General features: G+C 62.4%; 20 protein-coding genes and 1 pseudogene. 9 read left to right on the plus strand and 12 right to left on the minus strand.

The window, feature by feature from the left end; all coding sequences use genetic code 11:
- Positions 1–51: 51 nt before the first annotated feature.
- From ABLV04_RS04525 to ABLV04_RS04540, 4 genes are all read left to right on the plus strand, one after another.
- Positions 52–1008, plus strand: coding sequence for a LacI family DNA-binding transcriptional regulator (locus ABLV04_RS04525; RefSeq protein WP_072096504.1), 957 nt, complete (start codon positions 52–54; stop codon positions 1006–1008).
- Between the two features lie 121 nt (positions 1009–1129).
- A complete protein-coding gene (locus ABLV04_RS04530) occupies positions 1130–1939 on the plus strand; it encodes an inositol monophosphatase (RefSeq protein WP_023288802.1) in 810 nt (269 codons plus the stop codon).
- A 110-nt stretch (positions 1940–2049) separates the two neighbouring features.
- Positions 2050–3408, plus strand: a complete 1359-nt coding sequence (locus ABLV04_RS04535; protein WP_023288801.1) for an MFS transporter — start codon at positions 2050–2052, stop codon at positions 3406–3408.
- A 26-nt stretch (positions 3409–3434) separates the two neighbouring features.
- The gene (locus ABLV04_RS04540; protein WP_130940751.1) at positions 3435–4703 is read left to right on the plus strand and encodes a histidine phosphatase family protein; all 1269 of its coding nucleotides are present in this window, start codon (positions 3435–3437) and stop codon (positions 4701–4703) included.
- A gap of 59 nt (positions 4704–4762) precedes the next feature.
- Here the strand turns inward: ABLV04_RS04540 and mtnA are convergent, their stop codons facing one another.
- A complete protein-coding gene (mtnA, locus tag ABLV04_RS04545; RefSeq protein ID WP_023288799.1) occupies positions 4763–5791 on the minus strand; it encodes an S-methyl-5-thioribose-1-phosphate isomerase in 1029 nt (342 codons plus the stop codon).
- 101 nt (positions 5792–5892) lie between these two features.
- Between mtnA and mtnK the strand changes: the two genes are divergently transcribed.
- The gene (gene mtnK, locus ABLV04_RS04550) at positions 5893–7092 is read left to right on the plus strand and encodes an S-methyl-5-thioribose kinase (protein ID WP_023288798.1); all 1200 of its coding nucleotides are present in this window, start codon (positions 5893–5895) and stop codon (positions 7090–7092) included.
- Positions 7093–7554: 462 nt separating this feature from the next.
- Here mtnK and ABLV04_RS04555 read toward each other — a convergent pair whose 3' ends face one another.
- The 4 genes from ABLV04_RS04555 to ABLV04_RS04570 form a co-directional block, all read right to left on the minus strand.
- The gene (locus ABLV04_RS04555; RefSeq protein WP_348815402.1) at positions 7555–8796 is read right to left on the minus strand and encodes an LVIVD repeat-containing protein; all 1242 of its coding nucleotides are present in this window, start codon (positions 8794–8796) and stop codon (positions 7555–7557) included.
- Between the two features lie 117 nt (positions 8797–8913).
- The gene (locus tag ABLV04_RS04560) at positions 8914–9978 is read right to left on the minus strand and encodes a sugar ABC transporter substrate-binding protein (protein WP_032455089.1); all 1065 of its coding nucleotides are present in this window, start codon (positions 9976–9978) and stop codon (positions 8914–8916) included.
- A 20-nt stretch (positions 9979–9998) separates the two neighbouring features.
- On the minus strand, positions 9999–10997 hold the full coding sequence (locus tag ABLV04_RS04565) for an ABC transporter permease (RefSeq protein ID WP_032455088.1): 999 nt from the start codon (positions 10995–10997) through the stop codon (positions 9999–10001).
- The gene (locus ABLV04_RS04570) at positions 10994–12496 is read right to left on the minus strand and encodes a sugar ABC transporter ATP-binding protein (RefSeq protein WP_241515643.1); all 1503 of its coding nucleotides are present in this window, start codon (positions 12494–12496) and stop codon (positions 10994–10996) included. The genes ABLV04_RS04565 and ABLV04_RS04570 overlap by 4 nt, the downstream gene beginning before the upstream one ends.
- 163 nt (positions 12497–12659) lie before the next feature.
- On the opposite strand from ABLV04_RS04570, the gene ABLV04_RS04575 reads away from it, so the two are divergent.
- From ABLV04_RS04575 to ABLV04_RS04590, 4 genes and pseudogenes are all read left to right on the plus strand, one after another.
- On the plus strand, positions 12660–13748 hold the full coding sequence (locus ABLV04_RS04575; RefSeq protein ID WP_060589605.1) for an oxidoreductase: 1089 nt from the start codon (positions 12660–12662) through the stop codon (positions 13746–13748).
- A gap of 56 nt (positions 13749–13804) precedes the next feature.
- Positions 13805–14548 (plus strand): 3-oxoacyl-ACP reductase family protein, encoded by a 744-nt coding sequence (locus ABLV04_RS04580; RefSeq protein ID WP_023288792.1) that lies wholly within the window; start codon positions 13805–13807, stop codon positions 14546–14548.
- A gap of 183 nt (positions 14549–14731) precedes the next feature.
- Positions 14732–14864: pseudogene (locus ABLV04_RS04585) on the plus strand (hypothetical protein).
- The gene (locus ABLV04_RS04590; protein WP_348815403.1) at positions 14839–15243 is read left to right on the plus strand and encodes a helix-turn-helix transcriptional regulator; all 405 of its coding nucleotides are present in this window, start codon (positions 14839–14841) and stop codon (positions 15241–15243) included. The pseudogene ABLV04_RS04585 and the gene ABLV04_RS04590 overlap by 26 nt, the downstream one beginning before the upstream one ends.
- Here the strand turns inward: ABLV04_RS04590 and ABLV04_RS04595 are convergent.
- From ABLV04_RS04595 to entC, 7 genes are all read right to left on the minus strand, one after another.
- Positions 15240–15437, minus strand: coding sequence for a YbdD/YjiX family protein (locus tag ABLV04_RS04595; protein ID WP_023288790.1), 198 nt, complete (start codon positions 15435–15437; stop codon positions 15240–15242). The genes ABLV04_RS04590 and ABLV04_RS04595 overlap by 4 nt on opposite strands.
- A 60-nt stretch (positions 15438–15497) precedes the next feature.
- The gene (gene cstA, locus ABLV04_RS04600; protein WP_348815405.1) at positions 15498–17603 is read right to left on the minus strand and encodes a pyruvate/proton symporter CstA; all 2106 of its coding nucleotides are present in this window, start codon (positions 17601–17603) and stop codon (positions 15498–15500) included.
- A 555-nt stretch (positions 17604–18158) separates the two neighbouring features.
- Positions 18159–18572, minus strand: a complete 414-nt coding sequence (entH, locus tag ABLV04_RS04605; RefSeq protein WP_023288788.1) for a proofreading thioesterase EntH — start codon at positions 18570–18572, stop codon at positions 18159–18161.
- Positions 18573–19319, minus strand: coding sequence for a 2,3-dihydro-2,3-dihydroxybenzoate dehydrogenase EntA (gene entA, locus ABLV04_RS04610; RefSeq protein ID WP_087672169.1), 747 nt, complete (start codon positions 19317–19319; stop codon positions 18573–18575). It abuts the gene before it with no gap.
- An 8-nt stretch (positions 19320–19327) separates the two neighbouring features.
- Entirely contained in the window at positions 19328–20179 is an 852-nt protein-coding gene (gene entB / locus ABLV04_RS04615) for an enterobactin biosynthesis bifunctional isochorismatase/aryl carrier protein EntB (RefSeq protein ID WP_048334361.1), read from the minus strand.
- Positions 20180–20192: 13 nt separating this feature from the next.
- A complete protein-coding gene (gene entE / locus ABLV04_RS04620; protein WP_232712061.1) occupies positions 20193–21800 on the minus strand; it encodes a (2,3-dihydroxybenzoyl)adenylate synthase EntE in 1608 nt (535 codons plus the stop codon).
- A 9-nt stretch (positions 21801–21809) separates the two neighbouring features.
- Entirely contained in the window at positions 21810–22985 is a 1176-nt protein-coding gene (entC, locus tag ABLV04_RS04625) for an isochorismate synthase EntC (RefSeq protein ID WP_348815407.1), read from the minus strand.
- Between the last annotated feature and the right edge of the window lie 78 nt (positions 22986–23063).

Consider the following 23063-nt stretch of genomic DNA (forward strand, 5'->3'; position numbering starts at 1 on the left):
AGACGGCGCGAAACGACGATGAGCGATAAAAAATGGATTAAGGCCGAGGATGTGGCCAGACTGGCCGGCGTCTCGCGCTCGGCGGTCTCCCGGACCTTCACCCCCGGCGCCTCGGTGTCGGAGAAGACCCGGCAGAAGGTGCTGAGCGCCGCGGAAGCTCTGGGCTATCAGGTGAATATCATCGCCCGGACGATGATCACCGGCAGCAGTAATTTTATCGGCATCGTCACCGCCGGTTTCGACAACCCGTTTCGCAGCAAACTGCTGGCGCCGCTGGTCCATCAGCTGGCGCTCAACGGCTTTATGCCGCTGCTGATGAACGCTGACGATCCGCAGCAGCTCGCCCCTTCGCTTAAACAGCTGCTGAGCTACCACGTCGCCGGCGTGATCATCACCTCCGGCGCACCGCCGCTGTCGCTGGCGGAAGAGTACCTGGCGCGCAAGATCCCCGTCACCCTGATCAACCGTCATGCGGACCTCGCCGGCTGCGACCGGGTGTGCAGCGATAACGCCCAGGGGGCGAAGCTGGTGGCGGGCTTGTTCAGTCGTCGAGGCTGGCGGCAGGTTGGCTTTATTGGCGAAAATCGCGAGAACTTCAGCACCCGCCAGCGTTATGACGCTTTTATCGCTCAGACGTCGGGCATGACGGTGACCAGCCGCTTTTGCGACGGCGGCGGTTATCAGGCCGGCCACCAGGCCGCCAGAGAATTAGTTGCTGAAAACCCCGGGGTGCAGGCCCTGTTCTGCGCCACCGATATGCTGGCGCTGGGCGCCCTGGACGGCCTGCGGGACGCCCCCGCCGCCGCCCCGCTACCGGCCATCGTCGGCTTTGACGATATCCCGCAGGCGGACTGGCGCCCCTATCAGCTCACCACCGTTCAACAGAATACCGCCCTGCTGGCCCACCACGCGGTGGATCTGTTGATGACGCGGATCGCCCGCTTCAGCCTGCCCTCGCGCCATCGCGAAGTGCCGGTGAAACTAATTATTCGTCAAAGTGCGAAATGAAAAAATCATTTTATGCTGGATCGATCACAGAATCTTCTGTGAAACCCGGCCACACTCATTCGGCCCTTCGGGGCTGTTTTTTTCACGCAAAATGCACACGTGTGCAAAATAGGGAGTCACTATGCAATCTCAGGAATCAGAAGCGCTACAGGCCCGCTACCGCCTGGCCTGCGAGCTGGCGAAAGCGGGGGCTGAGCTGGCGTTTGAATACTATCAACAACGCGAAGCGCTGACCGTCGACCATAAGGGCGACGATCTGCAGGATGTGGTCAGCGTGGCCGATAAGCGGGTGGAGGCCTTTGTGAAACAGCGCATTCAGAGCGCGTTTCCGGAGGATGGCTTTCTCGGCGAAGAGAGCGGCGCCCGCCTGTCCGACGCGCGGGTGCTGTGGGTGGTCGACCCCATCGATGGCACCAGCTGTTTCCTCAACGGCCTGCACACCTGGTGCCTGTCGCTGGCGATCGTCGCCGACGGCGAACCGGTCATCGGCGTGGTCTATGACCCTAACCATCGCGAGCTGTTTCACGCCCTGCGGGGCCATGGCGCCTGGCTCAACGACGCCCCGATCCGTCCGCACCCCGCGACGACGGTCAGGGAGGGGGTGATGGGCGTCGGCACCTCGCATCGCGTCACCCCGGCGGACTTTCTGCCGTTTCTGCAGGCGCTGCTCAGCGACGGCGGCATGTTTATCCGCAACGGCTCCGGCGCGCTGATGAGCGCCTGGGCGGCGGCAGGCCGGTTGATTGGCTACTACGAGCCGCACATGAACCCATGGGACGCCCTGCCGGGGCTGGTGCTGATGCGCGAAGCGGGCGGCGCCAGCAACGATTTTCTGGCGCAGGAGGGGATCCAGCGCGGCAACCCGCTGCTGCTGGCCAGCCAGACGCTCTACCCGCAGCTGAAAAAGATGATCCTACAACCATTACATTAACCCTTACGGGTCAGGCTATTTCTGATTATGTACTCTACACAGTAACGATAACTTCATTCACGGACGAACCACATCAATCAGTCAGGCCTCCGACCTGCGGAGAACCACCTATGTCTGGAATTATCGCTTTTTTCCGGGCGTCGCCGCCGAAAGCGGGCGCCGCGTTTGATGAACACCGTTTTCGCCGGGTGCGCTGGCAAACCTTTATCGCCATGACCCTGGCCTACGTCACCTTTTACGTCTGCCGGTTATCGTTCACCGTCGCCAAAAGCGCGCTGGTGGAGCTGGGGATCACCCCGACGGAGCTCGGCATGATCGGCTCCACCCTGTTCTTCAGCTACGCCATCGGCAAACTGGTCAACGGCTTTATCGCCGATCACGCCAACGTGGTGCGCTATATGAGCCTCGGTTTATTGCTCAGCGCCGGGATGAACCTGATGATGGGGATGACCACCAACGCCCTGCTGCTGGCCATCTTCTGGGGGATCAACGGCTGGGCGCAGTCGATGGGCGTCGGCCCCTGCGCGGTCTCGCTGGCGCGCTGGTACGGCGTTAAGGAGCGCGGCACCTTCTATGGCATCTGGTCGACGGCGCATAATATCGGCGAGGCCGTCACCTATATGGTGATCGCCGCGGTGATCGCCGGGTTTGGCTGGCAGATGGGCTACCTGTCCACCGCCGCGCTCGGCGCCGCCGGCGTGGTGCTGCTGGTGCTGTTCATGCACGATTCGCCGCAGAGCAGCGGCTTCCCGTCCATCAACGTCATCCGCGATGAACCGCAGGAAGAGGCCGAAGCCCGCGGCTCGGTGTTTAAAAACCAGCTGCTGGCGCTGCGCAATCCGGCGCTGTGGACCCTCGCCCTCGCCTCCGCCTTTATGTACATCGACCGCTACGCCGTCAACTCCTGGGGGATCTTCTTTCTGGAGCAGGATAAAGCCTATTCCACGCTGGAGGCCTCCGGGATTATCGGCGTCAACGCCATCGCCGGCATCGCCGGGACCATCATCGCCGGCATGCTCTCCGACCGCTTTTTCCCGCGCAACCGCAGCGTGATGGCCGGGTTTATCAGCCTGCTGAACACCGCCGGCTTCGCCCTGATGCTCTGGTCGCCGCACAATTATTACACTGATATTCTGGCGATGATTATCTTCGGGGCAACCATTGGCGCTCTGACCTGCTTTCTCGGCGGGCTGATCGCCGTCGATATCTCCTCGCGCAAAGCGGCGGGGGCCGCGCTCGGCACCATCGGCATCGCCAGCTACGCCGGCGCCGGCCTGGGCGAGTTTCTCACCGGGATCATTATTGATAAAACGGCTATCCTTGAGAATGGCAAAACGCTGTATGATTTCAGCACGTTGGCGCTGTTCTGGGTGGGTACCGGTCTGGGTTCCGCGCTACTCTGTTTTACCACTGCCGCCATCGTCGCCCGGCGCCATGCCGTCGAACGGCAGACCTCGTTCTCCTCATAACCGATTAACGAATTAAGGAAGAAGATATGATGCCTGCAAGACATCAGGGGCTGTTACGCCTGTTTATCGCCTGCGCGCTGCCGCTGCTGGCGCTGCAATCTGCCGCCGCCGCGGACTGGCAGCTGGAGAAAGTGGTGGAGCTTAGCCGCCACGGGATTCGTCCGCCGACGGCCGGCAACCGGGAAGCCATCGAGGCCGCCACCGGACGACCGTGGACCGAGTGGACCACCCATGACGGCGAGCTCACCGGTCATGGCTATGCCGCCGTGGTCAATAAAGGGCGTGAGGAAGGCCAGCACTATCGCCAGCTTGGCCTGCTGCAGGCGGGATGCCCGACGGCGGAGTCGATTTACGTGCGCGCCAGCCCGCTGCAGCGGACGCGGGCGACCGCCCAGGCGCTGGTGGATGGCGCCTTCCCCGGCTGCGGCGTCGCTATCCATTACGTCAGCGGGGACGCCGATCCGCTGTTTCAGACCGACAAATTCGCCGCCACGCAAACCGACCCCGCCCGCCAGCTGGCGGCGGTAAAAGAGAAGGCCGGGGATCTGGCGCAGCGTCGGCAGGCGCTGGAGCCGGCCATCCAGCTTTTGAAACAGGCGGTTTGTCAGGCCGATAAGCCCTGTCCGGTCTTCGACACCCCGTGGCAGGTCGAGCAGAGTAAAAGCGGGAAAACCACCATTAGCGGACTGAGCGTGATGGCCAATATGGTGGAGACGCTGCGTCTCGGCTGGAGTGAAAACCTGCCTCTCAGCCAGCTGGCGTGGGGCAAGATCGCCCAGGCCAGTCAGATCACCGCCCTGCTGCCGCTGTTAACGGAAAACTACGATCTGAGCAACGACGTGCTGTATACCGCGCAAAAACGCGGGTCGGTGCTGCTCAACGCCATGCTCGACGGCGTCAAACCAGAGGCGAATCCGAACGTACGCTGGCTGCTGCTGGTGGCCCATGACACCAATATCGCCATGGTGCGCACGCTGATGAACTTTAGCTGGCAGCTGCCGGGCTACAGCCGGGGAAATATCCCGCCGGGCAGTAGCCTGGTGCTGGAGCGCTGGCGCGACGCGAAGAGCGGGGAACGCTATCTGCGGGTCTATTTCCAGGCGCAAGGCCTCGACGACCTGCGTCGTCTGCAGACGCCGGATGCGCAGCACCCGATGCTGCGTCAGGAGTGGCGTCAGCCGGGCTGCCGTCAGACCGACGTCGGTACGCTGTGTCCCTTCCAGGCGGCTATCACCGCGCTGGGTCAGCGTATCGACCAGCCCTCCGCCCCGGCGGTAGCGATGGTCCTGCCGTAGCGGCCAGGCGATTGCCCGGGCCCGGGAAACCGTTTTTTCCAGGCCCGGCACATGGTCCGCTATCCGTGGTCCGGCGCAAACGCCCCGGCGGCAACTTGCGCCGGGGTGACCACCCCGCTGTCCAGCACCCAGCCGCTAATCAGCCCGGCAGGCGTGACGTCGAACGCCGGATTGTAAACGGCGGCCCCGGTCGGCGCCCACTGTACCGCGCCAAAGCTGCCCGCCACCCCGGTCACTTCCGCCGCGGCGCGCTGCTCAATGGGGATGGCCGCCCCGTTCGGGCAATGGCGATCGAGGGTCGTCTGCGGCGCAGCGACGTAGAACGGGATCTGGTGGTAATGGGCCAAAACCGCCAGCGAATAGGTGCCGATTTTATTCGCCACATCGCCGTTGGCGGCGATACGGTCGGCGCCGACCCACACCGCATCCACCTGCCCCTGCGCCATCAGGCTGGCGGCCATTGAATCGGTGATCAGCTGATAGGGCACGCCCAGCTCGCCCAGCTCCCACGCGGTTAAACGTCCGCCCTGCAGCAGCGGCCGGGTTTCATCGACCCACACGCTGGCCACCTTTCCCTGCCGGTGCGCCAGCGCGATAACGCCCAGGGCGGTCCCCACCCCGGCGGTCGCCAGGCCACCGGTGTTGCAGTGGGTCAGCAGACGGCTACCGGGCTTCACCAGCGCACTGCCTGCCTCAGCGATGCGGTCGCACAGCTGTTTATCTTCTTCGACCAGACGCAGGGCTTCCGCTTCCAGCGCCTGCGGATAATCCTCCCGGGCCAGCGCCTGCTTCATGCGATCCAGATTATTCATCAGGTTGACCGCCGTCGGCCGCGCCGCGCGCAGCGTCTCCAGCGCCTGCTGGAGTTCGTCCCGGCTCAGGCCGCGCTGGGCCAGCAGGGCCAGCAGCAGGCTGGCGGACAGGCCAATCAACGGCGCGCCGCGCACCCGCAGGGCGTGAATATGGTCCACCAGCAGTGCAACGTTATCCGCCGCCAGCCAGCGTTTTTCCTGCGGCAAGGCCTGCTGGTCGAGAATAAAAAGCTGATTTTCACTCACCCGCAGGCTGGTGGTCTGTAATGTCTGCATGTCGTTAAATCCCTGTTGCGTTGTTGTATCACATTGTGTCAGGATGAAATCCAGAAGTATAGACGTCTGAACGGCTTAATCAGAATTCGAGGATCGAGGCAATGTCGCAATACCATACCTTCACCGCCCACGACGCCGTGGCTTACGCGCAGCAGTTCGCCGGCATCGACAACCCATCTGAGCTGGTCAGCGCGCAGGAAGTGGGCGATGGCAACCTCAATCTGGTGTTTAAAGTGTTCGATCGCCAGGGCGTCAGCCGGGCGATCGTCAAACAGGCCCTGCCCTACGTGCGCTGCGTCGGCGAATCCTGGCCGCTGACCCTTGACCGCGCCCGTCTGGAAGCGCAGACCCTGGTCGCCCACTATCAGCACAGCCCGCAGCACACGGTAAAAATCCATCACTTTGATCCCGAACTGGCGGTGATGGTGATGGAAGATCTTTCTGACCACCGCATCTGGCGCGGGGAGCTTATCGCTAACGTCTACTACCCTCAGGCGGCCCGCCAGCTTGGCGACTATCTGGCGCAGGTGCTGTTTCACACCAGCGATTTCTATCTCCATCCCCACGAGAAAAAGGCGCAGGTGGCGCAGTTTATTAACCCGGCGATGTGCGAGATCACCGAGGATCTGTTCTTTAACGACCCGTATCAGATCCACGCGCGCAATAACTACCCGGCGGAGCTGGAGGCCGATGTCGCCGCCCTGCGCGACGACGCCCAGCTTAAGCTGGCGGTGGCGGCGCTGAAGCACCGTTTCTTTGCCCATGCGGAAGCGCTGCTGCACGGCGATATCCACAGCGGGTCGATTTTCGTTGCCGAAGGCAGCCTGAAGGCCATCGACGCCGAGTTCGGCTACTTCGGCCCCATCGGCTTCGATATCGGCACCGCCATCGGCAACCTGCTGCTGAACTACTGCGGCCTGCCGGGCCAGCTCGGCATTCGCGACGCCGCCGCCGCGCGCGAGCAGCGGCTGAACGACATCCACCAGCTGTGGACCACCTTTGCCGAGCGCTTCCAGGCGCTGGCGGCGGAGAAAACCCGCGACGCGGCGCTGGCTTACCCCGGCTACGCCTCCGCCTTTCTGAAAAAGGTCTGGGCGGACGCGGTCGGCTTCTGCGGCAGCGAACTGATCCGCCGCAGCGTCGGGCTGTCGCACGTCGCGGATATCGACACTATCCAGGATGACGCTATGCGGCATGAGTGCCTGCGCCACGCCATTACCCTGGGCAAAGCGCTGATCGTATTGGCCGAGCGTATCGACAGCGTCGACGAGCTGCTGGCGCGGGTGCGCCAGTACAGCTGAGCGCGGCCTGTTGCCCTCACCCCAGCCCTCTCCCCCAGGGAGAGGGAGCAAACCCTAAAAAAGTGCAATCTTCAGGGATTGCCCGGCGGCGCTGCGCTTGCGCGGGCCTACAGATAACGGCATAACGGTTTGATCTTGCAGTCTTTTGTAGGCCGGGTAAGGCGAAAGCCGCCACCCGGCAGACATGCGAGCACAATAACGAAACAGGTTTGTCATCAGCCAGAAAAAGGCAATTGTCATTGCCTTTTTGCGTTGACCTTGCCCTCACCCCAGACCTCTCCCCTGGTAGAGGGAGCAAACCCTAAAAAAGTGCATTCTTCTGGGATTGCCCGGCGGCGCTGCGCTTGCGCGGGCCTACAGATAACCGCATGACGGTTTGATATTGCAGTCTTTTGTAGGCCGGGTAAGGCGAAAGCCGCCACCCGGCAGACATGCGAGCACAATTTTGCGTTGACCTTGTCCTCACCCCAGATACTCAATCACCGACAGCCCGCCGTTGTAATCGGTGCTGTAGATAATGCCCTGCGCATCGACAAACACATCGCAGGACTGGATCACCCGCGGGCGGCCGGGACGGGTATCCATCATCCTCTCAGGAGCAGCCGGCACCAGCGCCCCGGTCTCCAGCGGACGATACGGGTTGGAAATATCGTACGCCCGCACGCCGGCATTCTGATAGGTGGCGAAGATAAGCGTTGAGCTGACAAAGCTCCCCGGCCGGTTCTCATGCAGGTTATGCGGCCCGAAGTGCGCCCCTTTCGCCACATAGTCGATTTCATCAGGCTGTGGGAAAGTCGAGATACTCACCGGGTTCGCCGGCTCGCGAATATCAAACAGCCAGATCAGCTTCTCGCCGTCCTCCTGATTGTCGAGCACCGCCTCATCCAGCACCACCAGCAGATCGCGATCCGGCAGCGGCAGCGCGGTATGCGTTCCGCCGCCGAACGGCGGGCTCCAGTTGCGATGGCTGATCAGCGTCGGATGGGTACGGTCTTTGACATCCAGCAGCGTCAGGCCGCCGTCGCGCCAGCTGCCGTAGGCGGTATCCCCGGCAATAATGGCGTGGTGCAGCGCATAGCGTTTGCCCTGCGGCCAGTCCGGTGTTTCACCGCCCGCCTGGTGCATCCCCGGCAGCCACCAGCGCCCGGCAACCTGCGGTTTACGCGGATCGGCCAGATCGATGGTCAGGAAGATGTAGTCGGTAAAACCGTCGATCAGCGCGGACACATACGCCCAGCGGCCGCCGACGTACCAGATGCGGTGAATGCCGATACCGCTCAGCGACAGAAAGCCAATTTCACGCGGCTTATCCGGCGTGGAGATATCAAACACGCGCAGCCCGGCGCTCCAGCCGTTGTCCTGCACATCGCTGACCGTGTCACCCACCGAGCGGGTGTAGTACACCTTCTCATCGGCAAAACGGGCATCGGCAAACAGATCCCGGGCGTTGATCACCAGCAGCAGATCGTCATGCGTCTGGAGGTGCACGTTCCAGGTGCCCGGCGGCGCGGCAATATAGTTGACCGTGGTGGGCCGGGTCGGATCGCGAACATCGACCACGGAAAAACCCTGCGACACCATATGGCCAATATAGGCGAATCCGCGATGCACCATCAGCTGGACGCCGTCCGGACGACCGCCCTGGTCGCTATGGCCGATCAGCCGCATATTGCGGCTGTATTCTGGGGAAGGTAATGCTGACATAGGGAATTCCTTTCGCCCGGTGGCGCTGCGCTTACCGGGCCTAAGGGCGCTGTTGGTTTTCCCCCTCTCCCTGTGGGAAAGGGCAACAGGCCGCCCCCGCCGCCACCCGGCTTCGTTTTATTTGTTTTTCGCTTCCAGCGTCGCAAACCACGGCGCGATAAAGTCTTCCGTCTGGCCCCAGCCCGGAATGATTTTCCCCAGCGTGGCCACGTTCACCGCCCCCGGCTGGGCCGCCAGCAGCGCCTGCGGGATCGCCGCCGCCTTGAAGTCGTAGGTGGCCGGCGTCGGCTCGCCGGCGATCTTATTGGCGATCAGCCGCACGTTGGTCGCGCCGATAAGCTTCGGATCCACCGCCACGCTCACCTTCCACGGGCTGCCGGCTTCGCGCATCAGCTGCAGATCCTGGTTGGAAATATCAATACTGTAGAGTTTGATCTCGGTGCGGCCGTTCTCTTTCAGCGCCTTATAGGCCCCCTGGCTAAAGGCATCCCAGGTGCCCCAGATAGCGTCGATTTTCCCTTTCGGATATTTGGCGAGGATCGCCCCCACCTTGTTAGCGGTATCTCCCTGCACATCGGACGAAACGGCGCCGATCGACTCCAGCTCTTTAATCCCCGGATTTTGCTTCAGCAGCGTCTGGTAAGCCGCCTGACGGCGCTCCATTGGCGGGAAACCCGCCACCCACAGCTTGACGATGTTGGCTTTGCCGTTGAAGTCTTTCACCAGCTGGCCAAAGGAGAGATCGGTCAGTGAGGCGTCATCCTGCTGGCTGACCGTCACGCCGGGGATCTCGCCGCTCACCGCGGTATCGAACACCGCCACTTTGATCCCGGCGTCCACCGCCTTCTTCACCAGGGCCGTCGAATAGGGGTCACGCCCCTGGGAGAGAATAATGCCGTCGTATTTCTGGCTGATCGCCTGGTTGACGAAGTCCTGGAATTTGGCGTCATCGCCGTTGCTCAGGAAGGTGCTGATTTTGAAACCGAGCTTTTTGCCTTCCTGCAGCGCCCCGGCGACAAACTGGGTGGTGTTATCGTCAGACCCCAGGTTGCGGATCACTGCAATGCGGATCGGGCCATTGTGTTCGGCAATGGCCGCCGGCACCGGCGTCGGGGCGGTGGCCAGCGCCGCCGTCGACTGCAGCAGACCCAGCGTAATGAGAGAGAGTGCGATCTTTTTCATGCGGTTTACCCTGTAAAATGTTAAGTACGGCGCTGAAAATAGGTCAGTGCCAGCGCGCCAGCCAGTACCAGCCCTTTAATAATGTCCATCGCGTAATACGGCACCGAGAGCATCACCAGCCCGTTGGAGAGCACGCCGAGGATCACCGCCCCCACCAGCGTCCCCAGGGCGTTCGGTTTGCCGGAGCCGGCCAGCGAAAAGCCGATCCAGGCCGCCGCCACCGCGTCCATCAGATAGCCGCCGCCGGCGTTAACCTGCGACGATCCGATACGCGAGGCCAGCAGAATGCCGCCGAGCCCGGCCAGCAGCGAGGCAATCACGTACGCCGCCACTTTATAACGCGTGATCCGCAGGCCGGAGAGCCGCGCCGCCTCCGGGTTGCCGCCGATGGCGTACATCCGCCGGCCGTGGGTGGTGAACGACAGCGCCAGCTGGGCGACCAGCGTCACCACCAGCATGATGATGACGATGGTCGGCACCTGGCCCAGCGCGCCAAACGCCGCCGGGATGGTGCCTTCTGCCATCTCGCCGCTCGGCAGCACCATGTTTTCGGTAATCGACCCGCCGTAGCTGTATGTCATTGCCACCCCCTGAATCACAAACAGGCTGGCCAGGGTGGCGAGCATGTCGGGGATGCGCAGCACCACGATCAGAAAGGCGTTAAACAACCCCACCAGGGTGCAGAGCGCGAGGGTGATCAGAATGGCTTCGGTGGTCCCCAGGCCGTGCCAGACAAACAGGGAGATCACCAGGGCGTTGGCCAGCGACGCCGTCGATCCGACGGACAGATCGAAGCCGCCGATGGTGAGGGAAATCGACACCCCAATGGCAATCACCGTCACGATGGCTATCGAGCGCAGAATGTTGATGATGTTGAACGGGTCAAGGAAGTTGTCCGAGGCGAAGCCAAAGACCGCCACCAGCAGCACCACGGTCAGCAACATGCCCCACTTATAGAGAAAATCAAAAAATCGCTGACGGCCCGATACCGTCGCGTTCACTGCCAGGGCCTTGCTCACGCTGCCGCTCCTCCGGTTGAATAATAAAGCAGTGTCTCTTCCCGGGCTTCCGCGCCGGGGATCTCCGCCACGATCCGTCCGTCCCATAGTACGCAGATGCGGTCGCATAAACCGACCAGCTCGGCGAATTCACCCGAGGCATAAATCACCCCTTTGCCTTCCCGCGCCAGACCATCGATCAGCATGAACAGATCGGTTTTCGCTTTCACATCGACCCCTTTGGTCGGTTCGTCAAAAATCAAAACGTTGGCATCGCCGCGCAACCATTTGCCAATGGCCACCTTCTGCTGATTGCCGCCGGACAGACGGCGCAGCGTCTGACCGGGACCGGTGGCGCGCACGCCGAGGCGGGCTATCACCTCCTCCGCCCAGCGCCAGGCCTGGCGATGGCCGAACAGGCTCCAGCGCGAAAAGTGGTTATCGGCGCTGACCGCCAGGTTCATCGCGATCGGCTCTTCGATGAAAATGCCCTCTTTGCGCCGCTCCTCCGGGACCAGCGCCAGGCCGCGCCCCACCGAGTCGGCGGGATCCCGCGGCCGCCACGGCTGGCCGTTCAGCTCGCCGCGCTGCACCCGGCTTTTGCTGGCGCCGAACAGCGCTTTGCACAGCTCGGTTTTGCCCGCCCCGGCCAGCCCGGCGATACCCAGAATTTCCCCCTTACGCAGGCGCAGCGAGATATCCTGCAGCAGCGCCTCATCGTGCAGCCCTTCCACCTGCAGCAGCACTTCTTCTCCGTGCGGTGGACGCGGCGGCGGGAAGATATCGCTCAGCTCGTGGCCCAGCATCTTTTCGACAATCTGTTCCCCGCTCAGCGGCGCCATCGGGCCGCTCTCAATCAGACGCCCGTCGCGCAGCACCGTCAGGGTGTCGCAGATCGCCTTCAGCTCGTGGATGCGGTGCGAAATAAACACCACCCCGATCCCCTGCTGCTGCAGACGGCGTACCACCGCAAACAGGCGTTCGCTTTCATGCTGATCCAGCGGCGCGGTGGGTTCATCGAGGATCAGAAAGCGGCAATGGTGCGACAGGGCGCGGGCCAGCAGGATCTGCTGTTTTTCGGCGAGCGTGCAGCTGTCAATAGAGCGCCTGACGTCCAGCGCCACGTCCAGCTGCGCCAGCGCCTCGCGCGCCAGCTGCCGAACCCGCGACCAGCGGAAGGTCGTCCCCGGCTCCGCCAGCCTGTCCAGCATGATGTTTTCGGCAATGCTCATGCCCGGCACCAGCGCCACGTCCACCTCCTGCTGCACCAGGTGGATCCCCAGCTGTTTGGCATCCCGCGGCGAACGAATAGTGACCGGCTGGTTATTGATCGTCACTTCGCCCTGATAATGGGCGTGGGTGCCGCACAGCACCGCCATCAGCGTCGACTTACCCGCGCCGTTGGCGCCGGTCAGGGCATGCACCGACCCGCCATGAAGGGTGAAGGCCACCTTGTTCAGCGCCTGAAAGCCGGAGAAGGCCAGGCTAATGTTATGCATCTCAAGGCGATTCGCGCTCATCACTGCTCCCGTGCGGCAATTAATCTTCTGATTTAACGAATTTTTCATAGCCGCCGCTGGCTGACAACTGCGTAAAAAGCATAAGATACAACGAAATAATATTAGCCATCTGGATGTCCAGACATAACATCAGGTTAGCCCAACACCTATAAGGACAGCTTTCATGAGCAACAGCGAGATCCGCGTCGTACCCGGCCCGGCCAACTATTTCTCCCACCCTGGCAGCCTTCAGCGGCTAAGCGATTTTTTTAACGCCGACCAGCTATCGCGGGCGGTGTGGGTCTATGGCGAGCGCGCCCTGGCCGGCGCCGAACCTTTTCTGCCGGCGGCCTTCCACCTGCCGGAGGCAAAAAAGATCCGCTTTACCGGCCACTGCAGCGAACGCGATGTGGCGGCGCTGGCGCAGGCCTCAGGTGACGATCGGGCGGTAGTGATTGGCGTAGGCGGCGGCGCGCTGCTCGACAGCGCGAAAGTGCTGGCCCGCCGCCTGGGAGTTCCGCTGGTGGCCATCCCGACCATCGCCGCCACCTGCGCGGCATGGACGCCGCTGTCGGTGTGGTACAGCGACGCCGGACAGGCCCTGAATTTTGAGATCTTCGATGACGCGAATTTCCTGGTGCTGGTCGAGCCGCGCATCATTCTCAACGCCCCGGCGGAGTACCTGCTGGCGGGCATTGGCGACACCTTAGCCAAATGGTATGAGGCAGTGGTGCTGGCGCCGCAGCCGGAGGCGCTGCCGCTCACCGTGCGGCTGGGGATTAACGGCGCGCTGGCGATCCGCGACGTGCTGCTGGCCAGCAGCGAAACGGCGCTGGCGGACCAGCGCCGCGGCGAGCTGACCCAGGCGTTTCGCGATGTGGTGGATGCGGTTATCGCCGGCGGCGGGATGGTTGGCGGGCTGGGGGAACGTTACACCCGGGTCGCCGCCGCCCACGCGGTGCATAACGGGCTGACGGTGCTGCCGCAGACGGATAAATTCCTCCACGGCACCAAGGTAGCCTACGGCATTCTGGTGCAAAGCGCCCTGCTCGGTCAGGATGAGGTCCTGGCGCAGCTGGTGCAGGCCTGGCAGCGCTTTAACCTGCCGGCGACGCTGGCGGCGCTGGAGGTCGATATCAATAACCGCGCAGAGCTTGACCGGGTCATTGCCCATACCCTGCGCCCGGGCGAGTCGATTCACTATTTACCGGTGACGTTAACCCCTGAGGTTCTGCGCGCGGCGTTTGAGAAGGTGGAATACTTCAGCCGTTAATTACCCGACCGTCTATACCTAATGATGATTCTCACCACTCTCGCAACGAGGTCATCATGCAGATCGATTTAACAGGTAAGAAGGCGCTGGTTACCGGCGCCAGCCGTGGGTTGGGTCGGGCTATCGCCCTGTCGCTGGCGCGCGCCGGCGCCGATGTGGTTATTACGTATGAAAAATCGGCCGATAAAGCCCAGGCGGTCGCCGATGAAATAAAAGCGCTGGGCCGGCACGGTGAAGCGGTGCAGGCCGACAGCGCCAGCGCGCAGGCGATTCAGGATGCCGTCACCCATGCGGCGCGTTCCCTCGGCGGGCTGGACATTCTGGTCAACAACGCCGGGATCGCGCGCGGCGGCCCGCTGGAGTCCATGACGCTGGCGGACATCGACGCGCTTATCAACGTCAATATTCGTGGGGTGGTTATCGCCATCCAGGAGGCGCTGGTGCATATGTCAGACGGCGGGCGCATCATCAACATCGGCAGCTGTCTGGCTAACCGCGTGGCGCAGCCGGGCATCGCGGTTTACTCGATGACCAAGTCCGCCCTCAACTCCCTTACCCGCGGCCTGGCGCGCGATTTAGGCCCCCGCGGGATCACCGTTAACCTCGTCCATCCCGGCCCGACCAACAGCGATATGAACCCGGAAGACGGCGAGCAGGCCGATGCCCAGCGTCAACTTATTGCGTTAGGTCACTACGGCCAGCCGGAAGACATCGCCGCGGCGGTCACCTTCCTCGCCAGCCCGGCCGCCGGGCAGATCTCCGGCACCGGGCTGGACGTGGATGGCGGTTTGAACGCCTGATCGCACATTTTCTGCAAGCCTCTGTCGCCCGGCAGAGGCCTTTTCGAGCCGCCTCGACGGGTTGCGTTTTGCCGCTTACCTGCGTTTTTTCTCCGCTCTACCCTACCCCATAAGAAATTCGGAATTTATCTAATAGTCTTATTATTTCCTTATATTTTGTGCGGTCGTACAGTGGAGGTACGGATGAAGATTGTCTGGTCAAAAACGGCAGATAAGCCATTTTCTAAAATCGATAGTGGCGGTTAAACGCCGAACCACCACCACCTACCTGCATGAGGAGCATGCCGAATATGACTATTCAGTACATCAAGGATGAAGAAGGAAAAGACCAGTATGTCGTCATTCCTTACAGTGATTACTTTCGTATGCGCCTGGCTCTGCTGGAGTACGACGACGAGGATGAAAGCGACTGGGAAGATATTCCTTATGAATCACACATCTATGATAACGTCATGCTGCCAGGCCAAGTATGCGACGTGATGCATAAAGAAAACGTCAGCCTGCAGGCTGCGTGGCGCATCCTACGCGGGATGTCCCAGCAGGAGGTCGCCGAAAAGCTCGGCATCAGCCAGTCCGCCGTGTCACAGCTGGAAGCGCTGGACTCCCGTCCGCAGAAGCGCACCCGCGAGAAGCTGGCGGCGCTCTACGGCTGTAAGCAGGAGCAGATCAGCCTCTATCTGCCGAAAGAGGGTTAACAGCACTTCGCCCCGCCCTTGCCGCCGTAGCGGGCGTCCTGGCGTTCGCGGAAAAATGCTTCGTAGGTCATTGGCGTCTGATCCGGATGGTTGACGCGCATGTGCTCGACGTAGTTGTCGTAATCCGGCACGCCGATCATCATTTTGGCGGCCTGGCCCAGGTACTTACCTGCTTTGGAAAGGGTGTCGAACATAATTCTGATCTCACAGAAAAAGTACGCCGGGTAAGGCGAAGCCGCCACCCGGCACACAGGTTAATGCGCCCCTTTCGCCTGGGTCACTATCGCGTCCAGGTTTTCAGGCATTGGCTCATACGGTGTCTCTTTCGCCGTCGGTTTATTCTCTTTCAGCGCCGCCAGCGCGGTTTTAATCGAGAACAGCGCCAGCACCACCACCACGATCATAAAGAAGATGGTCAGCCCGGCATCGAGACGGTTGTTAAACACCAGCTGCGCCAGCTGCGACTCGGTGTACTGCGCCGGGATTTTGCCGCTGTCGATCATCGCCTGGAACTTGTTGGCAATCGCCAGGAAGCCCACTTTATTGTCCGGGCTGAAGGCCTTCTGCCAGCCGGCGGTGAGGGTACAGATCAGCAGCCAGGCCGTCGGCACCAGCGCCACCCACGCATAGCGCTGACGTTTCATCTTGAACAGCACCACTGCGCAGAGCATCAGCGCCATCCCCGCCAGCATCTGGTTGGCGATACCGAACAGCGGCCACAGGGTGTTAATGCCGCCCAGCGGATCGACCACTCCCTGATGGAGGAAGTAGCCCCACGCCAGCACGCACAGCGCCGTCGCCAGCAGGTTAGCCGGTAACGAGTCAGTACGCTTCAGGTTCGGGGAGATCACCCCCAGCAGATCCTGCAGCATAAAGCGCGCCGCACGGGTGCCGGCATCCACCGCCGTCAGGATAAACAGCGCTTCAAACAGAATGGCGAAGTGGTACCAGAACGAGACGTCCATCAACTCGCCCAGCGCGCCGTGGAGAATGTAGGCCATGCCCACCGCCAGCGTAGGCGCCCCGCCGGCGCGGGAGATGATGGACTGCTCGCCCACCTCATTCGCGATATGCGTCAACGTTTCCGGGGTAATCGCAAAGCCCCAACCGCTCACCACCTGCGCCGCCGAGGCCACCACATCGGTGGTTCCCGCCGGCGCCAGCACCGCCATCGGGCTGTTCATCGCGAAGTAGACGCCCGGGTCAATGATACAGGCGGCCACCAGCGCCATAATCGCCACGAAGGATTCCATCAGCATGCCGCCGTAGCCGATAAAGCAGGCCTGATTTTCATTCGCCAGCATCTTCGGCGTGGTACCGGAGGCAATCAGGGCGTGGAAGCCCGACACCGCGCCGCAAGCGATGGTGATAAACAGGAACGGGAACAGGTTGCCAGTCCATACCGGGCCAGTGCCGTCGATAAATTTGGTCAGCGCCGGCATGGTCAGGGTCGGACGCATAATCAGAATGCCGATCGCCAGACCGACGATAGTGCCGATTTTCAGGAAGGTGGAGAGGTAGTCGCGCGGGGCGAGCAGCAGCCAGACCGGCAGCACCGCGGCGACAAAGCCGTAGCCCACCAGCATCCAGGTGAGCTGGACGCCGGTAAAGTCAAAGAACGGCGCCCAGGTCGGGCTTTCCGCTACCCAGCCGCCGGAGATAATGGCGAACACCAGCAATACCAGCCCAATCACCGACACTTCGCCAATGCGCCCCGGGCGCAGATAGCGAATATAGATCCCCATAAACAGCGCCAGCGGAATGGTAAAGGCCACGGTATAGGTTCCCCACGGGCTGTGGGTCAGCGCTTTCACCACGATCATCGCCAGCACCGCGAGGATGATCACCATGATCATAAAGGTCGCCACCAGGGCAATCACCCCGGCGGTCGCCCCCATCTCCTCTTTCACCAGCTCGCCCAGCGAACGGCCGTCGCGACGGGTGGAAACGAACAGCACCATAAAGTCCTGCACCGCCCCGGCCAGCACTACGCCGGCGAGGATCCAGATCATCCCCGGCAGATAGCCCATCTGCGCGGCGAGCACCGGGCCCACCAGCGGCCCCGCGCCGGCGATGGCGGCAAAATGGTGACCGAACAGCACTTTTTTGTCGGTCGGGACATAGTCGAGGCCATCGTTATGCCGCACCGCGGGCGTCATGCGCGTCGGGTCGACGCCGAGCACGGTTTTGGCGATATACAGGCCGTAAAAACGATACGCGATCAGATAAACGCAGACTGCCGCGACGACAATCCACAGCGCGTTGATCTGCTCACCCCGGTTTAAAGCAATGTAGCCGAGGGCAAAGGCTCCGATCACGGAGAGCAGTGCCCAGATAAGGTATTTCCCTGAATTATTCATTGTTGTGGTCCACCGGTAGGGTAATCAGGATGTTACAGTTTGTTTCTAGAACACAACGCAGAATTTAACAACATCGAAACAGCGCAGATGCCGTCCACCCACAGAGATTTGTCTCACATTGCTAGCGAGATCACTTAAGGCAGGAAAATGAATGAAAGGATTATCGTGAACGGTGCCGTTTGTTTGTCGGGTGGCGGCTAACGCCTTACCCGACCTACAGATCCGTAGTCCGGCTAAGCGCAGCGCAAGCCGGGGAAACAGCGGCTTCCTGACCCAGAAACCGTAGCCCTGCTAAGTACAGCCGAGCGGGGATATTCCCGGATGGCGGCGCGCTGCGCCTTATCCGGGCTACCCATTGCGCCGATACGTAGTCCGGCTAAGCGCAGCGCAAGCCGGGGAAACAGCAGCTTCCTGACCCAGAAACCGTAGCCCTGCTAAGCGCAGCGCGAGCAGGGAGATTCCCGGATGGCGGCGCGCTGCGCCTTATCCGGGCTACCCATTGCGCCGATACGTAGCCCGGCTCAGCGCAGCGCAAGCCGGGGAAAGCGTGGCTACTTAGCCCAGCACCGCGGTGCCCAGACGACAGGTGCAGCAGCGCCGCCCCTTCTCGTCATACACCACAATCTCCCAGCTCTGGCTCTGCCGGCCAAGATGCAGCGGGCGGCACTCGCCGCGCACTTTCCCGCTGGAGACCGCCCGGTGATGGGTGGCGTTCAGCTCGGTGCCGACCACGCACTGCCCCTCGTCGGTCATCAGCCAGCCGGCCATCGACCCCAGCGTCTCCGCCAGCGCCGCTGAAGCGCCGCCGTGCAGCAGGCCAAACGGCTGATGGGTGCGGGCATCCACCGGCATCTCCGCCTCCAGCAGCCCCGCCTCCAGCCGGGTGTAGACGATCCCCAGATGCGCCACCAGGGTGTTTTCGCTGCTGGCGTTCAGCGCCGCCAGCGTGAGCGCTCGTTTCCAGGCCATTTACGCCCCCAGCGTCGAGCCGCCGTCCACCACGATATCCTGCAGGGTGATATGGCTGGCATGAGCAGAGGCGAGGAACAGAATGGTATTCGCAATCTCCTGCGGGCGGGCAATCTTACCCAGCGGGATGCCGAGCTTAAACTGCTCGCCGAAACCGCGGATCCGCTGCTGCTCCGCATCGTCGCTGACCCACAGCGTGCGCTGCATATCGGTATCGGTAGAGCCCGGCGAGACCAGATTACAGCGCACCCCGCTGCCCGCCAGCTCAAGGCCGACGGTCAGCGCCAGGCTTTTCAGCGCCGCCTTCGAGGCGCCATAGGCGCTCATGCCGATGCGCGGCGTGTGCGCGGCATCGGAGGCGACGGTGACGATGGCCCCGCCCCGCTGGCGACGGAACTGGGCCATCGTCTGCTGAAACAGGTTGAACGCCCCGCCGACGTTGACCGCGAAGGTCTGCTGCCAGTCTTCCGCGCTTAGCTGGTCGGTGGCGCCCATGCGCAGGATCCCGGCGGCGTTCACCAGCACGTCTAACCGCTCGGTGTTCGCCAACAGGCGGCTGCACACCTCGCGCACCCGGTCGGCATCGGCGACGTCCAGCGTTTCGGTCGCAAACGGGTAGCGTTCGCCGTCAAAGGCGAGGTCGAAACCGGTGACGTTGGCGCCGGCCTCCACAAAAGCCAGCGCGGTGGCATAACCGATCCCTTTACCTGCGCCGGTCACCCACACGGTCTGACCGCGAAAATCCAGCGCCGCCATTATCGCACCTCGCGGGAAAGCAGCGCCCACCAGGCGTCGATGGTCGGGTTTTTCGCCAGCATCACGAAGTCGATATCGCCGTGCACTTTGCGCCAGCGGGCGGCCAGGGCCATCATCCGCACCGAATCCAGACCGTAGTCGATCAGGTTTTCATCATCCAGCGGTTCGTCGGATTCGTCGAGCAGCGGCAGGATCAGCGCGCGCAGCGCCGCTTTGGAGGCCGGCAGCGGCAACAGCGCTTCGGTCATCACCACGCGGCCGGAGCGGCCGGCGACGTATTTCAGCGCCATCAGGTGCTCTTCGCGGCTGAAGTCCGCCAGCGCGTCGGCGACAAAGAACGGTTTGATATCACGCATAAAGGCGTCGGTGGCGGTGGTCATGCAGCCGATATGGGCATACACGCCGGTGATGATCAGCTGGTCGCGGCCGCTCTCCTTCAGCATCGCCTCCAGCGGCGAGCGATGAAACGCGCTGTAGCGCCATTTCACCAGCACGGTGTCGTCTTCATCCGGCGCCAGGGCGGCAATCACCTGCTGCTGCTCCGGCGAACGGGTCAGCCCCGGCCCCCACATATCATTCAGCAGCGCGCGATCTTCATCGCTCTGCTCTTTCGGCTGGGCGGTGTAGTACACCGGAATGCCGTTCTGTTTGCAGAAGTCGCGCAGGGCGGCGATATTGGCCACCACTTTCTCCATCATCGCGCTGTTTTCACCCCAGAAATTGAGGAAATACTCCTGCATATCGTGGATCAGCAGCGCGGCGCGGGAGGGCTCAAAGGCCCAGCTGACTTTGTTCGCCGGGATATCGCTGGCTTCCGGCAGCGCGTAAGCCTGTAATTTAGGGATTGCCATTTTCTGTTCTCCTTCAGCCCAGCTTGCCTTCGGCCAGCCACTGACGTAATTGTTTCTTATCGACTTTGCCCACCGGCGTCAGCGGCAGCGCGGCAACGCACTCCACGCGGTCCGGCAGTTTAAATTCAGCCACCCCCTGCTCGCGCAGGAAGCGGCGCACCGCGACGGCGCGCAGCGGCGAGGTCGCCACCAGGTAAGCGCAGCTCTTCTCGCCCAGCAGGTTGTCCTCAATGCTGACCAGCGCGGCGTGGATCACCGCCTCATGGCGCAGCAGCAGGTTTTCGATCTCTTCGGCGGCGATCTTCTCGCCGCCGCGGTTGATCTGGTCTTTTTCCCGGCCCTGGACGGTGATATACCCGTCTTCATCGATCGATATCAGATCGCCGGAACAGTAAAACCCGTCGGCGTCAAAGGCTTCCGCGTTATGCTGCGGGCTGTTGTAGTAGCCGCGGAAGGTGTACGGCCCGCGGGTCATCAGGCGGCCCACTTCGCCGCGCGGCAGCGGGTTGCCGTCGGCATCCGCCACCCACACTTCATCGTCCGGGCACATCGGGCAGCCCTGGGTATGAATAATCCGCTCAGGGCTGTCGTTAAGGCGGGTGTAATTCACCAGCCCCTCCGCCATGCCGAACACCTGCTGCAGCTGGCAGCCAATTTCCGCCGGGATGCGCGCGGCAAGGGTCGCCGACAGGCGCGCGCCGCCGACCTGCAGCAGCTGCAGCGACTGCAGCTGGGCATTGCCGCCCCATTCATGGATCGCCTGCAGCCACAGGCTGACCGCCGGCGGCACCAGCGAGGCGACGTTGATCTGATGTTTTTCAATCAGCGGGAAACAGAGGGTGGCGCTGGGGTCGGCGGCGAGGATCACCCGCCCGCCGGCGAGGAAAACGCCCAGCGACCCCGGGGAGCTCATCGCATAGTTATGCGCCGCCGGCAGCGCGTTGAGGTAGCGCGTCTCAGCGTTAATCCCGCAGATCTCGTTGCTGCGGCGAATGCTGTAGTCGTAATCGTTATGGGTACGCGGGATCAGCTTCGGCGTCCCGGTGCTGCCGCCGGAGAGCTGGAAAAAGGCCACTTCGTCGGCAGGCGTTGGGTTAGCGATAAAGTTATCCGCCGGGCGGTTAATCTCCGTCGCCAGATCGCGCTCGCCGCCGTCGTTACGCAGCAGCGCCACGCGCAGGGAAGGATGTTCAGCGATAAACGCGTGAAGAAAGCTATCGTCGGCAAACAGCGCGTGCTCGCGGTCGGCGATCAGCAGCGCCGGTTTAATCTGCGCGGCGTAGGCGTTAAGCTCGCTGCGCTGGTGACTGAACAACGCGTTCACCGGCGCGACGCCGATACGCAGCAGCGCGAAGAAGGTGAAGTAAAACTCGGCGACGTTGCCCAGCTGCACCAGCGCGGTTTCCCCGCGCTTCAGTCCCTGACGCTGCAGAGAGCAGGCAAGGTTGTCCACCCGCTGGTTAAACTGGCGGTAGCTAATGTGTCGATCGCCATCGATAATCGCCACGGCGTCGTTTTCCGCGTGACGGGTGATCAGATTGGTTAATGGCAGATCCTGCCAGTAGCCTTTTTGGCGATAGCGGGCCGCGAACTCATCCGGCCAACGGGTAAATGCAATCATCCTTGCCTCTTAATTCAAGCCAAATACGTTAAGCATGGTGGTCAGTTTGACGCCGGTTTCGCGCCATTCGCCCAGCGGCGAGGAGGCCGGAACGATGCCCGCGCCGGCAAACAGGCGCAGCGTACGCTGCTGCAGACGCGCGCAGCGGATGGTCACCACCCATTCGCCGTTGCCTTCATCGTCACACCAGCCGACGATGCCGCCGAACAGCTGGCGGTCGAAGGGTTCCAGGTCGGCAATCAGGCGCTTCGCCGCCTGGTGCGGGAAGCCGCTCAGCGCCGGAGTCGGGTGCAGCAGGCAGGCCAGCGACATGGCGTTTTCTTCCGCCAGCGCCGTGCCCTCGATCGGCGTCGCCAGATGCCAGAGCGTCGGGGTGGTGATCAGCTGCGGCGATGCCGGCAGCGACAGCTGGCTGCTGCGCGGGCCCAGCACGCTCTTCATCGCCTGGGTCACCAGTTCGTGCTCGTGGCGATCTTTGCCGGACGCCAGCAGCCTGTTGCCCGCTTCGCGGTCCAGCACATCGTCCGGCTGGCGGCGGGCGGAGCCGGCCAGCGGCAGCGAGCTGAAGTGCGGTCCTTCTTTACGCAGCAGCAGCTCCGGGCTGGCGCCCAGCAGCACGCCGCCGTCGGAGAGCGGCACATGGAAGTTGAAGCTGGCGGGGTTCTGGGCGATCAGTCGCTCCATCAGGGCGCCGCTATCGACAGAATCGCGGGTGGTAATATCGATAAGTCGTGATAGCACCACTTTGTCCACTTCCGGCGTGGCGGTCAGCGCGGCGGCGCGTTCCACCATGGCTAAAAACGCATCCTGTTCCGGGATCTCCCGGCGCTCCACCACCTCCATCGTCTCCAGCGGCGCGGCATAGCGGGCGGAACGCTGTTTTTCCGGGCGCGAGAATGCTTCCCAGCGCTCCGGGATATAGAGCTCGGAAGGCTGACAGGTGTCGAACGGGATGGCCCCAACCATCACCGGCTTGCGGATCCCCGCCGCCCGGGCCTCGGCAAAGGCGGCGGCCATCTGCTGCTGGAACTCGCCATTCAGCGCATCGCCGCCGTCGGCGGGCGCTGAGAAGCGGCGGAAGCAGCCTGAGGTGCTAAAACTGCGGTACGGCGACATAAAGAAGAAGCTGTCCGGCGATAAGGTCCGGGTAGATTTCTGTACATCCTCAGCCAGTGACGTTTCCATATCATCCTCCAAAAACGATAAATATATTACGAATAATTATCATTTGTATTTTGGTTGGCTAACCTAAAAGGTATTGCC

It is taken from the genome of Klebsiella sp. JN_Kp127 (assembly GCF_040062505.1).
GTDB classification, from domain to species: domain Bacteria; phylum Pseudomonadota; class Gammaproteobacteria; order Enterobacterales; family Enterobacteriaceae; genus Klebsiella; species Klebsiella quasipneumoniae.